The following is a 15,448-nucleotide window of genomic DNA, read 5'->3' as shown; positions in this document are numbered from 1 at the left end:
TATTAGGTCCCCCTGAAATAACGATGCTGGACAAAAGGTAGCGCAACGACGCGCGCGGGCAAGTCATTTCCACGTACCTTCAAAAACACTTCGGTGCCGGGCTTTGCGAAAGCGGTTTGCACATAGCCCATGCAAATCGGGCCGTTCACGCTCGGGCCAAAGCCGCCGCTTGTGACAACGCCGATTCGCCCCTGACGTTGATCGAATATCTCGGTCTGTTCGCGGGCAATCGCCTTGCCGGCGGGCTTGATGCCCACGCGCTTGCGGGTCGCGCCGCTGGCAAGCTGGCCTTGAACATGCGCGGCGCCGATAAAGCCGCCTTCGCTGCGGCGGCGCTTGGCAACCGCCCACATCAGATCGGCATCGACCGGCGAAGTGTTGGTATCGAGATCGTGCCCGTACAGGCAAAGCCCGGCTTCAAGCCTGAGGGAATCCCGCGCGCCAAGCCCGACCGGCATCACTTCGGGTTGCTCAAGCAACCGGCGCGCAAACTGCTCCGCCGCGTCACTGGGCACCGAAATCTCGAAGCCGTCCTCGCCGGTGTAACCGGAGCGGCTGATGTAACAGGTGCCGGCTTCCTTCACTTCAAACTTGCCCGCGCGCATAAATTTCAGTTTCGCGGGCGCATCGCAGAAGCGCGCCAGCACGCTGGCGGCATAAGGCCCTTGCAGCGCGAGCAGCGAACGATCGTCCAGCATCGTCGTTTCCACGCCGGGCAAATGGTTCTTGATATGGATAAGATCGTGTTCCTTGCAACCGGCATTGACGACAAGGAACAAGGTGTTGTCCGCGCCTTCAACGGGCCGCGTGATCATGAGATCATCCAGAATTCCGCCATGCTCATCAAGCAAGAAAGAATAGCGCATCGCGCCGGGCACGAGATCGCGCACATCGCCGGGCACGATCATCTCGCACTGTTCGCGAATGTTGCTTTCGCCCTGCAGAAAAACCTGCCCCATGTGTGAAACATCGAACAGACCCGCGGCTTTGCGGGTATGCAAATGTTCCTGCATGATCCCGGCGGGGTATTGCACCGGCATTTCGTAGCCGGCGAACGGGACCATTTTACCGCCAAGCGAAACATGAAGGTCATAAAGCGCCGTACGCCTTGTGGGTGTAGGGTAAGGTTGCTTCACGGCCGCTTCACTCATTGGCATTCCCCGTCGCTTCCCCGGCGGCACTTTCTGTCGTGCCGCGCAGGCGCGCCACCTGCTGTTCACTTAACTGGAACCCGAGCCAGACGCGATATTGGCCCGGGTCCTTATCCTGACCATACGGAATGTAAACGTCCAGCTTTTCCTTTTTCTCGGTCGGCTTGCCCTCGTCCAGTTTGATTTCAAGCGAAACCTGCTTTTTTTCGATAATCTGGTCGCCGGGGCCAAGCACGGCGATGAAATAAGGCAGCGACACACGGTCGCCGCCAAGGCCGGGCCCGCGCCGGGCGATGACATTGAGGTTGAAATCGATATCGATACCGTCATCCTCGAAACCGCAATCGCCTTCGATCCCGGTCATCACCGCTTCGGCCACGAGCGTGTCGCTGTTCTGCACGTCGGCGCGGCCATGGTCGATGTAACGCGCCAGCTCGCGCACCACGGCAACCTGCGGGCACGGAAGGCGCACCTTATCCTTGTCCGAAGAACAGCCCGCAAGGGTGGCAACGGCCAAAATCGCAAGCGGCAGGGCGGCGGTTCGATATCGGTTCATGCTTTCTCCCGTCCAAGACACCATAGCAAAACGGCTTTTTGGGCGTGCTTGCGGTTTTCGGCCTCATCCCATACGACAGATTGCGGGCCGTCGATCACATCGTCGGTCACTTCCTCGCCGCGATGCGCGGGCAAACAATGCATAAAGATGGCGCCCGGCGCCGCCGCGCTCATCAGCTTGCTTGTCACCCGATAGGGTTCGAGCAGGCTGTGCCGCCGCGCGACATCCTTGTCGTGCATGGAAACCCACGTGTCGGTCACGATCGCGTCGCTGCCCTCGGCCGCCTCGAACGGGTCTTCGCCCGCCGCGACATGGCCGCCGTTGGAATTGGCCCACGCGACCAGCTCCGCCAAAGGCGCAAGATCCGCCGGGCTCGCGATCGTTATCTTGAAGCCGAAGGCCGCGCTGGCATGGATCAGGCTGGCAAGGATGTTGTTGTTGCCATCGCCCACCCAGGTGATGCGACGCCCGGTAATGGGGCCGACCCGTTCTTCGAACGTCATGATATCCGCCATCACCTGACACGGGTGGGAATCGTTCGTCAGCCCGTTGATAATGGGGATCGAAGCGGCCTTGGCCATTTCCGTCAGCTTGGTCGGCTCGAAGGTCCGCACCATCATCACATGCACGAAACGGGACATCACGCGCGCGGTATCGCCCAGCGTTTCGCCGTGCCCGAGCTGCATTTCCGCGCCCGTGAGCGCGACAACATCGCCGCCGAGCTCAAGCATGCCAACTTCGAACGAAACGCGGGTCCGGGTCGATGGCTTTTCGAACACCAGCGCCAGAACCTTGCCTTCCAGCCGCCGGTAATCCTGCGGCTTCTTCTTTATCGCCTTCGCCTGATCGATCATGGCCCGTAAATCGGCCTTGTCGATCTGGTTGAGGTCCAGAAAATGTCTCATACTCATTTTAACCCGTCACTTTCCTTGCTACCCGGTCGAGGATATCGATCGCTTCGTCGATTTCCTTTTCGGTAATGATCAACGGCGGCAGCAGACGAATAAGGTTGTCGCCCGCATAGGCCACCAGCATCTTTTCGTCACGGAGCATATTGGTGATCTCCATGTTCGGCGGGGCGCATTTCAGCCCCTGCATCAGGCCGACGCCTCGTCGCTCGGTGAACACCTTCGGATGCTTGCGGACAAGCTCATCGAAACCCTTGGCAAGGTACTTACCCTTGCGCTCCACCTCGGCCAGAAGGCCGGGCGCCAGCAACATATCGAGCACGGTATCGGCAACCGCGATCCCGAGCGGGTTGCCGCCGTATGTCGTGCCGTGCGTGCCCGCCGTCATGCCCTGCATCGCCTTGGCGGTCGCGAGACAGGCGCTGATCGGGAAGCCGTTGCCCATCGCCTTGGCGATGCACATCACGTCGGGCGTCACGCCCGACCATTCATGCGCGAACAGCTTGCCGGTGCGGCCCATGCCGCACTGAATTTCATCGAACAAAAGCAACAGGCCGAATTCGTCGCAAATCTTGCGAATCTCGCGCAGGAATTCGGGCGAAGCGACCCGCACGCCGCCCTCGCCGATAATGGGCTCGAGCATGATCGCGCCGGTTTCCGGCGTAATCGCGGCGCGCAGTTCGTTCAGGTTGTTCCACGCGACCTGGTCGAAACCGTCGGTCATGGGGCCGAAGCCCTTCGACATCTTCTCGCTTTTCGCGGCGGCGATCGCGGCAAGCGTCCGGCCATGGAAGCACCCCTGAAAGGTAATGACCCGGTAACGTTGCGGCTGGCCTACGCTGCTTTGGTATTTGCGCGCGACCTTGATGCAAAGCTCCCACGCCTCGACGCCGGAATTCTGGAAAAACACGCTGTCGGCGAAAGTGGCGTCCACGAAACGCTGCGCCAGCTTTTCCATCGCGTGCGATTTATAATAGTTGGACGCGATCCAAAGCTTTTGCGCCTGCTTGTGCAACGATTCCACCAGCTTCGGGTGCGCGTGGCCGAAGGCGCACACGGCGATGCCCGCGACCATATCGAGGTAACGCTGCCCCTTGTCGTCGTATATGTTGCAGCCCTCGCCGCGCTCAAAGAATACGTCCTGCCGCGCATAGACGGGGAAAACGGGGGGCACAGTCGCAGATTGTTCAGCCATGATGATTACTCGCTACCAAAAAAGAACCGACGGGGTTTTATTTTCTGCCTTATGGCGGGGTCCCTGCGCAACCTTGCAAACGGCACAAGGGCGGCGGGACGGCCGGGCAGATTCACGGTCGTCGTGCGAGAAAGCGCGGGGCCAGGGCCTTCAGGGCCCGGCAGGGGGAATCTGTCTTCGTCATGGTGCCGGAACATTGCCATAGGCCGCGCGGGCCTGTCCAGTAATTTTGTAATTATTTTTAGGGCTTAGGCCTTGAGCTTATACCCGGTTCTGAGCATGCCATAAGATATGCCAAGCAGGATAAGATTAACCCCGGTCAGCACCGCCGCCCCCGTGCCCAGCGTGCCATCGGAAACGCCGATGAAGCCATAGCGGAAACCGTCGATCATGTAGAAGAACGGATTGAGGTGCAGGATGAAATGCCAATCCTGCGGCATGCGGTCAATGGAATAAAAGGTGCCGGACAGGAACGTGGCGGGCATGATGATGAAGTTCTGGATCGCCGCAAGGTGATCGAACTTGTCGGCCCATATGCCGCCCACGACCCCAAGCAGCGCCAGCATCAGCGAGCCCATGACGCCATAGAACAACACGGCCGCGATCGAATGGAGCGGCAGATCCACAAGAATGGCCATGGTAATGGCGCTGACGGTGCCGACAACGATACCGCGCGCGATCCCGCCGACCGCGAAACCGGTGATCAGCTCGCCCGGCGAAAGCGGCGGCATCAAAAGATCGACGATGTTGCCTTGTATCTTTGATATGACCAGCGAGCTTGATGTGTTGGCGAAGGCGTTTTGCGCCACGCTCATCATGATCAGGCCGGGCGCAAGGAATTGCAGGTAACCGACATCGCCCATGGTCCGCAAATCGCCGCCAAGCGCGACCGCGAAAATCAGATAGTACAGCAGCGCAGTCATGACCGGCGCGGTGATGGTCTGGGTATGGACCTTGATGAAGCGACCGATTTCCTTCTCGATCAGCGTATAGAGTCCGAGCCAGTTGGCATCGCGCTCAAAGCGTACGGGGGCGGGTTGTTGAGGGGGCATCTGGCTGGGTCCGGGGCAATCTTGGATGAAGTCGCCCACTATCTAGCGCAAATTCAGGCGACCGCCAACCATTCCAGCTTATGCTTGCTGTTCTTGATGTATGCGCGCAGCGCATCGACAATACCCGGGTCAAAAGCGGAACCGGCCTCGCCGTGCATGCTCTCAAGCGCGCCCTGCGGGCCAATACCGGGGCGGTGGGCGCGCGGGCTCACGAGTGCCACAAATGCGTTGGCGACCATCACAATACGCGCGGTCAGCAGGATGTTTTCACCCTGGCGGCCTTCCGGCACGCCGGTACCGTCATAGCGCTCCAGCACTTGCCGTAACGTCGGCACCACCGGCTGGGAAAAGCCGATCAGCGCGAGAATATCGGCCGATGTCAAAATACTGTCCCGCACCTGCTTCAGCTCGTCGCCCGAAAGCGCGGCGGTTTTGGTCAGAATATCGCGCGGCACCAGAACCTTGCCGAAATTCATCAACAGCCCCGCAATCTCGGCGGTTTCGATCTGCTCGGTCGGCAAGCGCATTTCCTCGGCGATTGCGCGCGCGATCTGGCCTACGCGGGCGGAATGCCCGGCCGCATACGGATCGCGCCGGTCAACCACCGCGACCAGCGTATCGATCACCTGACGGAACATGCGTTCGCGCGCTTCGCGCTCGACCATCAGCGAAGTAACGTCATCTTCGTTCACGAGCACGGCGCCGGAAAGGCCCGTGACATCCGGCAGGGAAATGATGCTGGAGCGTACGTAATGTTCGCTGCCCTGCCCTTTGATGCGGTCGATGGTATCGAGCGGCATTTTGCTGTCGCGTACCTGCTGCAACCGCGCGCGCAATTTCTGGCTTTCCTGCTGGCCAAGCACCTTATCGATATTTCGGCCGACCATTTCCTTCGGGTTCATGCCATGCCGGGCGGCGGAAACCGTGTTCACGAACCAGTAGCGCCCTTCGACATCGATGATTGCGGTCGCGCCCGGCCGGCTATCGGCCACCAGCCGCACAAGGTCTTCGTGGTAGCGCAGCCGCTGCTGCAGCCCGTCGATGCGGGCCTGATAGTCGCCCGTCGCGCGCATGCTGCCGAGCGCGACACCGCAGAACGCAGCGATCAGCGCAAAAAGCGCCAGCGGCGCCACGGCCCAAGCAAGGTTGCTGACCAGCTCAAACCGATCGAGCTGTTCTTGCAAGGATACCCAAGCGAACAGGCGCCAAAGCCCGACACCGCCAACCGCAAGCAAAAGCGGGCAGACGCCGTAGGCAACAATCCGGGTTATGGCAAGGCGCTGGGTCATGACCGGGCGAAGGTGATTGGCAAGAATCCGTGTTGAATCAAGATGGTAGATACAAAAACTGCGTGTGTCCATGCCTCTTGGCCACAAGGGGCAACATGCCTTTTTAGCCTATGATCATTGACGTATCTTTAACAAAAGATGCTTTGTGGCCTGTTCCACGGTTTCCACGGCAAGGCTGTTCATCAAGTTGGGTTCGGAAGCGCCGGGGTATGGCAAACGCGCCCAAAGCTCGGCCGCGCTTTCCGGCGTGCGCACAACGGCCGTATGTTTGCCCCATGGCCCGTACATTTTTTCATAGCCGGGCCCGAAAAGCCCCAGCGTCGGCGTGCCAATGGCAGCCGCCAGATGCATCAAGCCAGAATCGTTGCCGATAAAAAGCTTGCACGCCTGCAGGCAGGCGGCAGCGACGCGCAATTCGCCGCCGATCAGCTCGATGCGCCTGTCGTCCGGCACGGCTTCACAAACCGTCTTGATCTGTTCGCGTTCCGATGCCGCGGCAAGGATCAACACATGGGCATCCGGAAAAAGCCCGCCCGGCGCGCGCAAGCGCGCGACAAGTTCTGCAAACTTTTCCGCCGGCCATTGCTTGGCCGCCCAATTGGCGGCGGGGCCGAGCGCAACGGTCGCCGCATGCGGCGGCATCATATGGTGTGCGCGCAACCGGTCGTCGGTCGTCAGCCAGATATGCGGCGAGGGCGGTGGGTCGAAACCGGCGACGGCCGCGTTTTGCACAACCTTGTGTTCCTCGCCGCCGCCCGCACGGTATGCCTTGCGCCGCGCGCGCAACAAACGCGTGACGATGCTGTTGCGCAAATCGACAATCAGATCCCAGTGTGTCGCCGCGCACAAACGCCACAACTTCACCCAGTGCATGTTGTAGCGTTGCTTTTTAAGGCTGATCACGGCATCGATACGCGGCGCCTTTTCGAAAAGCGATACGCATAGCGGCCCGCAAGCCACTGTAAAACGCGCATCCGGCATGGTTTCGGCCATGCGCTGCAGCACGCCGGTCGATAAAATCCCGTCACCGATACGGTTGGATGCAATATATAAGACGCGTGGCGCTGCCACATCGAACTCCGGCAATTTCTGACGGGCGGCACACTATCACGATTTTCCCGCCAGTACAGCGCCGCAAGCCTTTGCAGGCCCCAATTGCTTCCCCCGCGCGGCTTGCTATAACAGGGCTCATGGATACCCAGCCCGATAGCGACCCCACCGGTAACGCCGGAACAACACAGCTGCCGCAAGCGGTCGGCAGGCTGAATGCCGTAAGCTGGGTGGCCGAGCTGATCATCGCCACCAAATACCTCACCCGCATCCGCATTCCGTTGCGCCGTACGCCGGAAAAGGCGCTGATCGCCCGCTCGATGGCGTGGTTCCCTGTGATCGGGGCCGTGATCGGCGCTTTCGGCGCGACGGTTGAAACCGTCACCGGCTGGCTCGGCATGCCTTCCACTATCACGGCCGCGCTCGCGGTATCCGCCATGATGTGGCTGACGCGCGCGCTGCATGAAGAAGAGCTCGCCACGCTGGCGAACCAGTATGGCGATGCGGGCGATAAATCGCGCCGCGTTGGCTGGCTGAAGGAAGACCGCTCGATCCGCTACGGCACCTTTGCCGTGATCCTTGCCATCCTGCTCAAGGTGTTCGCGATCGGCAGCATCAACAACAGTGAACTTGTGTTCATAACCCTGATCGCTTCCTGCGCCTGGTCACACGCCGTCATGTCGGTCGCGGCCGCATGGCTGCACCCGCTGCCGAACGATCCCGTGTCCGACCATTTTGGCCAGCCGCCGGGGCTGCGCGTGCTGATGGCCGTGATGCTTGGCGGCGCGATTGTGTTCGGTGCGCTCGGGCCTGCGGCGGGCATCCCGCTCGGCATCGGCATCCTTGCCGCGATCTGTGTCATCTTGCTCGGCGGCAAGCTGATGGGCGGCTATAACGGCCCCCTGCTCGGCGGCCTTCAGCAACTTGTCGAACTTATCGTCATCTGCACGATCGTGGCGGTGCAATAACCCTATGCAGGATGCGCTTGTTTTTCTCTCGCGGCTGTCGCGGCGGCCCGACCGCATAGGCGCGATCGCACCCAGCGGCCCCGTGCTCGGCCGCTTTATGGCGCGGGAGATTGATCCGGCGTTGCCGGGATTGGTTGTCGAGCTTGGCGGCGGCACCGGCGGCATCACGCGCACGCTGCTTGCGCAAGGCGTGGAAGCAAGCAACCTCGTTATCATTGAGCGGGACAGGCACCTGCACGCCTATCTGAAAGATACGTTCCCGCAGGTAGGAAAAATTTTGCGCGGGCACGCCGCATCGCTGCGCTCCCTGCTTGGGCACGGCGGGCAAGTACCGCCGGTCAAGGCGGTCATTTCCGGGCTGCCCCTGCTTAACATGCGCCCTGCCATGCGCGCCCGCATCCTCGCAGAGGCGTTTTCCTGCCTCGTGCCGGGCGGCGCTTTCATACAATTCACCTATGGCCTGTTCTGCCCGGTACCGACCGCAATCCTGAAAAAGCTCGGGCTCAGGGCCCGGATTATCCGCCGGGTGTGGCTGAACTTCCCGCCAAGCGCCATATGGCGCTTCGAAAAATTGACATAAAGCTGTTCCAGCTTTATCCGGGAATGAACCCGGAGGTTTCCATGCGCCCGATTCGCTTTCTTTCCCGTCTGTTTACGTTCGCCGTACTGCTCGCAGCCCTGCCGCTCGCGGCCTGCTACAACAGCGACGATCTCAGCACCGAGCCCGAGCGCATCATCAACAATTCCGCCACGACGGCGGAGCGCATGTATTCCGATCCGGAATTTACAACTCTGCTCGATCTATCGACGCGGGCCAAAGCGCTCTTGATCTTCCCCAACATGCTGCGCGCAGCATTCATTTTCGGCGGGCGCGGCGGCAACGGCGTGCTGATCACGCGTGACGCCACCACGGGCAGCTGGAGCGCGCCCGCCTTCTACACCATCGGCGGCATCAATTGGGGTCTGCAATTCGGCGGACAGCAACAGGAAATCATCGTCGCCATCATGACGGAGCGCGGCCTGAATGCCGTGATCGACCGGCGCGCCACGCTTGGCGCCGATGCCAGCGTCGCGGCAGGCGAGGTTGGCAAGGGCGTGCAAGCCTCGACCGGTGTCGGTATCAACTCCGATATGTACGCCTTCGCAAAAACTGCCGGCCTTTATATCGGCGTTTCGCTTGACGGTTCCGTGATATGGCCCCGCCATGAATGGAACGAACAGCTTTACGGGCCAGGCGCAACGCCGCAGGGCATCCTGATCGACCGGCTTTTCACCTCGGATAAAGCTGCGCGGCTCACAAACGCAATGCCTTGATTCCTTTGTGAAACTAATTCCGTAAGTCCAAAATAAATACTTGCTTGATGCTTTTGTATTACCTTTTGATGGGAACATCAAAGGGTTAGGCATGGCATTTAACATTCGCTGGGCGGAATACCGCATCCCCCGCCTCGTGCAGTCGTGGAAACACCGCAACATCAAGTTGCTTAGCCTGCGCGGAATGCTGGCAGGTCTTGGCGGCAGCGGACTCGACACCGCCGGCCACGCCAGATTCGCCAGCCTGGTAGGCGAAATTGGCGCAGCCGAAGCCGACGAACGCCGCGCCTTCAACCGCATTGTCGAAGCGGAGGAAAAGCACAGGCTGCAGCGCCACAAGAAACACCTGCGCCGCGTCGATGCGGATGAATTGCGCAAAGATCCTAAGCGCAAACAGGAAATTGTTGCGATGGGCGAACCGGAACCCGAAGAAAGTTTCTTCGGCAAGTGGTTCTGGTTCCTGCTTTTTATCTTGCTGCTCAGTCCTTCAAATCGTCCCCGCCCTTAACCTTATCTTACAGCGCCCCTGATATTATGGCCTTGAAATAATTATCAAACCGGTTAGGTAGGGGTTATGGCTGACATTAACTATGCGGAACTTGTGAAGCCTTTGGTGGCCAACCAGCCGTTTCGCAAATGGCTGCAGCCGCTTTCCTATCAGATGTACGAAAACATGCGCGCACTGATCGCACCGTGGCGCATGGCGGCCGAAGCCGGCCAATATATGCTCAACCACCCCATGCTGCCCTCGTCATACACGCGCATGGGCCGCAGCTGGGCGGCGGGGCTTGAGATATTCGAGCGCGTCACGCGCCAGTACCGCAAACCGGAATTCGGCCTCAAGACCACCGAGGTCGATGGCGAAACGGTCGAAATCGTCGAAGATGTCCTGACCGATCGTAACAAACCTTTCTGCCGCCTCCTTCATTTCCAAAGGCTTGTTGAGCGCAACGATCCGCGCGTACTGATCGTGGCGCCGATGTCCGGCCACTATGCCACGCTTCTGCGCGGCACGGTTGAAGCCATGCTGCCGGACCATGATGTATTCATCACCGATTGGGTCAATGCCAACACCGTGCCCGTATTCCGCGGCAAGTTCGATCTCGAAGATTACATAACCTATGTGATGGACTATATCCGCCTGCTCGGTCCCGATGTGCATGTCGTGGCCGTGTGCCAGCCCGCCGTGCCGGTGCTGTGCGCCGCCGCGCTGCTGGCGCAGATGAACGACCCCCACCAGCCCCGCAGCATGACGCTGATGGGCGGCCCGATTGATGCCAGCGCCGCCGAAACCGAAGTGACGCAGCTCGCCGATAAGCATCCGATCGAATGGTTCCGCGACCATCTGGTCTCCCGCGTGCCGGTCAACTACCCCGGTGCGACGCGCGAAGTTTATCCCGGCTATATCCAGCTCAGCAGCTTCATGCTCATGAATCTCGGCCGCCATATGAAGGCGCACGAAGAATACTTCCAGCACCTGATCCGCGGTGACGGCGAGAGCGCCGAACGCCACCGTACGTTCTACGATGAATATCTTGCGGTCATGGATGTCACGGGCGAATTCTACCTGCAAACGGTCGATCGCGTGTTCATCGAAAAATCATTGCCGAACGGCACGTTCAAATGGCGACACATGACCGTTGACCCCGCCGCAATCACGAAAACCGCGCTGCTGACTATTGAAGGCGAGCTTGATGACATCTCTGCCCCCGGCCAGACTGTGGCGGCACACGCGATGTGTTCGGGCCTCCCTGAAGACAAAAAGCAGCATCATTTGCAGGAAAAGGTCGGCCATTACGGCATCTTCAACGGCGGCACGTGGCGCAACGCCATCTACCCGATCGTGCGCAGCTTCATCAAGCAGCATAACTAGGGCCGGTCAGGCCCGCAGCGTTTTTATTCCTTAGCCGGCGGCGGTTCAGCGCCGGGCAGCGCATCGGTTTGCGGTTTGCTTTCGGCCTTGTTTTCTTCCGGCGCGGCTTCGGTTGCGGGCGGCGTTTCATCCGGCGCGGCGGGCAACATAAAGGGCAGCGGGATCGTATCTTCCTGCGGTGCGGCGGCCTTTTCCGGGGCCGGAGCAGCAGCTTCCGCCGGTTCCGGTTTCACTTTTTCCGGCGTTTTTACCTCAACCTTCGTTTCTACCTTTTCCTCCACCTTGGGCGCAGGCTCAGCAGCAGGCTCAGGTGCGGGGGCTGCGGCAGGCTTGCCGGTCTCTACGCCGGGCGCATCCGGCGGTTCGGGCAGCTCGTCCGGCGGCTTGGGCAGATCGGCTTCCCCCGCCTCATCCAGCCTGATCGCATCATTCGGCGCAGCCTCGCTCTTGGCCTTCCCGGCGGGCGCCTTTTCGCCGTTATCTGTTTCTTCCGCCGCTGCGGCCTTCTCGGTCTTTTTCTTGAAAGCGGTCTTCTTGGCCTTCTTCTTTGCCGCCTTCTTGCCCTTGGCCTTATCAAGCTCGGCCGCCACATTGCCGTCGGAATATTTGGCCTCGAAACTGGTGCACCCGTTCACGCCTTGAAACACGCCGCTGAACTTTTTGCGTTCCGGGTTGAACGTGCCGATCATAATGGCTGTGTAGAAATCATCCGGGTGATGGATCCACGCGCCGGGCTCGATCAAAATGCGCTTGGTTTCCTTGTCATACTGGCCGCTGACGTAATAGCTTCCGGCGGGCACGCTCTGGTTTTGCGGCGTGGGGTAGAAACGGAACACGCCCTTGAACGATTCTCCGGAAACGCTGCTGATCGTCAGCGTGCCGCCCGTATAACCTTGCGCACAGCTATAACCGCCGATCCAGCGGCCCTTGGGCGAAAATTTGGGATAGGGATCGACGAAATCCTTCTTCGCGGCCTTTTCCTTGGCTTCGGGCAGCGGCACGGTCGCAGCCGTAAGCGCGCCCTTCTTGCCACCGGCGGCCTTTACGGCCTTGTCTTTCGCGGGTGCCGGCGGCTGCGCATCGCATACCAGCAGCACGAGCCCAAGCTCGCCCGCCGACCAAACAAACATCAAATCACGGTCGGGCCGCGCGGCCGTGAAAACCGTTACATCGCTTGAAACCGAGCGCGGCGCCTGCGGCTTGACCGCATAGCCAAGAGCGCGAAGCCTGTCCACCGTCTGCGCGAAGATCTGGTTCACCCTGCCTTGCTCGCCCGCCCCCAAACGCCAGCCATAGGATTCGACCGCGCTGCAGCTGCGGCCCAGTTCACGGCTTACGGCCGTCATTGCGATTTCAAAATTGCGCGCAAGCGGCAAGGTAATCGGTTTATCGTCGAACACCAATCCCGACAGCGGCGATTCAGCCGCGCGCGGCAAATCTGCGGCGCGCGCATGCGCAGGCAACAATGGCACGACGACAAGCCAGCAGAGAACCGCGGTCAGGCAAGCACGCATCACGACAACCTCGCGCGAATCAAGAAATGAATAACCTTTTTCATACAATAGGATAAGCCGCGCCACAACTGCGGCCATGGCAACGGTTTTTTGAGGATATAGCAAGAAAGAATCAACACAGTTTAAGCGGGGCTTAACGGCGCGGCGCCGATACCGCAACAAACCGCAGAAAAGCTGGAAAAAAGACAAATCGCTTGGATTTGCCGCGTATTGTCTTTACCCATTTGATACGATTCAGCCTGTATGGTCATGCTTGCTGGTCGTGGTCTCCATTTCCTTACCCGTTCATTAATCACACAACAGACCCGAGTTTGATGCAGCCACATTCTGTAGAGCTTGTGATTCCGCAAAAAACGCTGCCCCTTCCCGGCAGGGAGATCGCACGCGTCAATCCCGCGAGCCCGAACCGCGGATACGGCCCGCAAAACGCATCCGAATATCTTCAGCTGCAAGCAATTCAATCGAACAAATCTTCCTACAACCAGCCAGGCCAGCAAACCGGCCGTGCCGAGTTGCGCCTTGTGGTCGAATTCAATCCCGCTTCGCTTGGCGTGCAAGCGACTGCAGCCGAACCGCCGCCCAAACAAGGTCTGCGCGGCGCGCTTTCGTCCGATGTTTTAAGCCAGCTTCTGTCTTTGAAAAACGAAGCGGATGCATCCAAGCCCGCCTATGTCAGGAACAACAATGCCGCCGACCGCTACAGCGCGGCGGAACAACACTCTCCCATCGCCGCCGACAGCCTGTTCAGCTTCGCGGTCTAGGCCGCGCCGGGCGCCGCGATGGCGTCCATCTTCTTCGCCAATTTGATATCAAGCTGGGTTAGCCCGCCCGCATCATGCGTGGCAAGCGTTACATCAACGCGGTTGTAAACGTTGAACCATTCGGGGTGATGGTCCAGCTGTTCGGCTGCCAGCGCGGCGCGGCACATAAACCCCCACGCCTCGCTGAAATTCCTGAACCTGAAGGTTTTGCTGATCGCCTCGCGGCCCTGCGCCATTTGCCAGCCGTCCAACGTCGCCAATGCCGCTTCGCGCTCCCGGTCGGTCAATCGTTCGCGCATGCCGCCCGCCTATTGGAACGCGGTTTCGACAAAGCCGCGCAGCTTGCGGCTGTGCAGCGCTTCGCGGCCCCCGGCGCGCAGAAGCTCGATCGATTTCAGCCCGATCTGCAAATGCTGGTCCACCTGCTGCTTGTAGAATTTGTTGGCCATGCCGGGCAGCTTGATTTCGCCATGCATCGGCTTGTCGGAAACGCACAGCAACGTGCCGTACGGCACGCGGAAGCGGAAGCCGTTCGCGGCGATAACCGAAGATTCCATATCCAGCGCGATCGCGCGGCTTTGCGAAAACTGTTCGACCATCTTCTGGTAGCCAAGCAATTCCCAGTTGCGGTTGTCGGTCGTCACCACCGTGCCGGTGCGCATGACGGATTTCAGCGCCTTGCCGCTGGTGCCGGTCACATGCGCAACCGCCTGTTCCAGCGCGCGCTGGATTTCGGCAAGCGCCGGCAACGGCACCCAGACCGGAAGTTCGCTGTCCAGAATATGGTCGTCGCGCACATAAGCGTGCGCCAGCACGTAATCCCCAAGCTTTTGCGCGTCGCGCAGCCCGGCGCAGTGCCCGAGCATAATCCACGCGTGCGGCCGCAGCACCGCGACATGGTCGGTGATCGTTTTGGCGTTGCTTGGCCCGACGCCGATATTGATCATCGTGATGCCGCAATGGTCGTCGCACACAAGGTGATAGGCGGGCATTTGCGGCAGCCGTTCGAGCCTGCTGCCCGTCGGCTTGTCCTGCGTCAGGTTCGCGTTCCACGTAACGTGCCCGCCGGGCTCGACGAAGCATTTGTACTGCTTGCGCCGCGCGGCCGTTTCCACATCGTCGCTCGCGCGCATCGTATCGAGCGCATGGCGCACGAATTCATCGACATAGAACTGATAATTGGTGAAGATCACGAAATTCTGGAAATGCTCCGGCCCCGTGGCGGTATAGTGGCGCAGCCGGTGCAACGAATAATCGGCGCGCGGCGCGGTGAACAGCGCAAGCGGGTAATAACCGTCGGCATCCTGCTGATAAATGCCGTTGGCGATGTTATCGTTCATCATATCAAGGCCGGGAAGGTCGAAGGCGTCGCGCAGCGCTTCGATCCGCTCAGGCATCAGGTCGCCTTCCACATGTACGCCGTCGGGGAACGCAAAATGCACGGGGATCGGCACGTTGCTCACACCAACTTCAAGCGGCACGCGGTGGTTGGAAAGCAGAAGCGCGAACTGCTCGCGGTAATAATCCGCGAACACATCGGGCCGCGTCAGGGTCGTGCGATAGCGGCCGGGGCCGGAAATAAAACCGTATGACCGCATCGATGTATCGATATGGTCGGTCTTGTCGGTCGTCAGCGCGACATAGGGGTAACCGGCGCTGACATGCCCGCCGATATCCTTGCCCGCGGCATAGGCCTGAAAACTTTCGCGCAAATGCTTGGTGTTTTCGGCATAGATTTCCTGCACCCGCTTGCAGGCCTTGTCCGGGTTATCGAACAGTTCGGGCTTGAAGCGGGTGATGTCCGGGCGGATAGTGCG

At 60.1% G+C, this 15,448-nt stretch carries 16 protein-coding genes; 6 read left to right on the top strand and 10 right to left on the bottom strand.

Annotated features, from left to right (window positions below):
• Positions 1 to 2: 2 nt before the first annotated feature.
• The 7 genes from gcvT to GC131_03325 form a co-directional block, all read right to left on the bottom strand.
• Positions 3 to 1,151 (bottom strand): glycine cleavage system aminomethyltransferase GcvT, encoded by a 1,149-nt coding sequence (gene gcvT / locus GC131_03355; GenBank protein MBI1273106.1) that lies wholly within the window; start codon positions 1,149 to 1,151, stop codon positions 3 to 5.
• Entirely contained in the window at positions 1,144 to 1,707 is a 564-nt protein-coding gene (locus tag GC131_03350) for a hypothetical protein (GenBank protein ID MBI1273105.1), read from the bottom strand. The genes gcvT and GC131_03350 overlap by 8 nt, the downstream gene beginning before the upstream one ends.
• Positions 1,704 to 2,612 (bottom strand): ornithine carbamoyltransferase, encoded by a 909-nt coding sequence (gene argF / locus GC131_03345; protein ID MBI1273104.1) that lies wholly within the window; start codon positions 2,610 to 2,612, stop codon positions 1,704 to 1,706. The genes GC131_03350 and argF overlap by 4 nt, the downstream gene beginning before the upstream one ends.
• 7 nt (positions 2,613 to 2,619) lie before the next feature.
• Positions 2,620 to 3,810, bottom strand: a complete 1,191-nt coding sequence (locus tag GC131_03340) for an acetylornithine/succinylornithine family transaminase (GenBank protein ID MBI1273103.1) — start codon at positions 3,808 to 3,810, stop codon at positions 2,620 to 2,622.
• Between the two features lie 248 nt (positions 3,811 to 4,058).
• Positions 4,059 to 4,862: an ABC transporter permease gene (locus tag GC131_03335; GenBank protein ID MBI1273102.1), complete on the bottom strand. Its 804-nt coding sequence runs from the start codon at positions 4,860 to 4,862 to the stop codon at positions 4,059 to 4,061.
• 53 nt (positions 4,863 to 4,915) lie between these two features.
• Positions 4,916 to 6,223 (bottom strand): PAS domain S-box protein, encoded by a 1,308-nt coding sequence (locus tag GC131_03330; GenBank protein MBI1273101.1) that lies wholly within the window; start codon positions 6,221 to 6,223, stop codon positions 4,916 to 4,918.
• 42 nt (positions 6,224 to 6,265) lie between these two features.
• Positions 6,266 to 7,222 carry a glycosyltransferase family 9 protein gene (locus GC131_03325; protein MBI1273100.1) on the bottom strand — a complete coding sequence of 319 codons (957 nt, stop codon included), beginning with the start codon at positions 7,220 to 7,222 and terminating at the stop codon, positions 6,266 to 6,268.
• Here GC131_03325 and GC131_03320 point away from each other — a divergent pair.
• The 5 genes from GC131_03320 (at position 7,192) to phaZ (ending at position 11,356) form a co-directional block, all read left to right on the top strand.
• Positions 7,192 to 8,169: a hypothetical protein gene (locus GC131_03320; protein MBI1273099.1), complete on the top strand. Its 978-nt coding sequence runs from the start codon at positions 7,192 to 7,194 to the stop codon at positions 8,167 to 8,169. The genes GC131_03325 and GC131_03320 overlap by 31 nt on opposite strands.
• Positions 8,170 to 8,173: 4 nt before the next feature.
• Positions 8,174 to 8,749, top strand: a complete 576-nt coding sequence (locus tag GC131_03315; GenBank protein MBI1273098.1) for an SAM-dependent methyltransferase — start codon at positions 8,174 to 8,176, stop codon at positions 8,747 to 8,749.
• Entirely contained in the window at positions 8,725 to 9,483 is a 759-nt protein-coding gene (locus GC131_03310) for a hypothetical protein (protein MBI1273097.1), read from the top strand. The genes GC131_03315 and GC131_03310 overlap by 25 nt, the downstream gene beginning before the upstream one ends.
• A gap of 40 nt (positions 9,484 to 9,523) precedes the next feature.
• The gene (locus tag GC131_03305) at positions 9,524 to 9,991 is read left to right on the top strand and encodes a hypothetical protein (protein MBI1273096.1); all 468 of its coding nucleotides are present in this window, start codon (positions 9,524 to 9,526) and stop codon (positions 9,989 to 9,991) included.
• A 153-nt stretch (positions 9,992 to 10,144) separates the two neighbouring features.
• A complete protein-coding gene (gene phaZ / locus GC131_03300; GenBank protein MBI1273095.1) occupies positions 10,145 to 11,356 on the top strand; it encodes a polyhydroxyalkanoate depolymerase in 1,212 nt (403 codons plus the stop codon).
• Between the two features lie 23 nt (positions 11,357 to 11,379).
• On the opposite strand, the gene GC131_03295 is transcribed toward phaZ, so the two are convergent.
• Complete coding sequence (locus GC131_03295; protein ID MBI1273094.1) at positions 11,380 to 12,948, bottom strand: hypothetical protein; 1,569 nt, start codon at positions 12,946 to 12,948, stop codon at positions 11,380 to 11,382.
• Positions 12,949 to 13,184: 236 nt separating this feature from the next.
• Between GC131_03295 and GC131_03290 the strand changes: the two genes are divergently transcribed.
• Positions 13,185 to 13,631 carry a hypothetical protein gene (locus tag GC131_03290; protein MBI1273093.1) on the top strand — a complete coding sequence of 149 codons (447 nt, stop codon included), beginning with the start codon at positions 13,185 to 13,187 and terminating at the stop codon, positions 13,629 to 13,631.
• On the opposite strand, the gene GC131_03285 is transcribed toward GC131_03290, so the two are convergent.
• Together GC131_03285 and GC131_03280 are read right to left on the bottom strand one after the other, a co-directional pair.
• The gene (locus tag GC131_03285; GenBank protein ID MBI1273092.1) at positions 13,628 to 13,930 is read right to left on the bottom strand and encodes a 4a-hydroxytetrahydrobiopterin dehydratase; all 303 of its coding nucleotides are present in this window, start codon (positions 13,928 to 13,930) and stop codon (positions 13,628 to 13,630) included. The two genes, GC131_03290 and GC131_03285, sit on opposite strands and share 4 nt — an antisense overlap.
• A 9-nt stretch (positions 13,931 to 13,939) precedes the next feature.
• Entirely contained in the window at positions 13,940 to 15,442 is a 1,503-nt protein-coding gene (locus GC131_03280) for an AMP nucleosidase (GenBank protein MBI1273091.1), read from the bottom strand.
• Positions 15,443 to 15,448: the final 6 nt, after the last annotated feature.

The sequence above is a fragment of the Alphaproteobacteria bacterium genome (assembly GCA_016124955.1).
Classification (GTDB): Bacteria; Pseudomonadota; Alphaproteobacteria; order UBA9219; family RFNS01; genus RI-461.
This window is presented reverse-complemented; position numbering and strand designations above follow the sequence as displayed.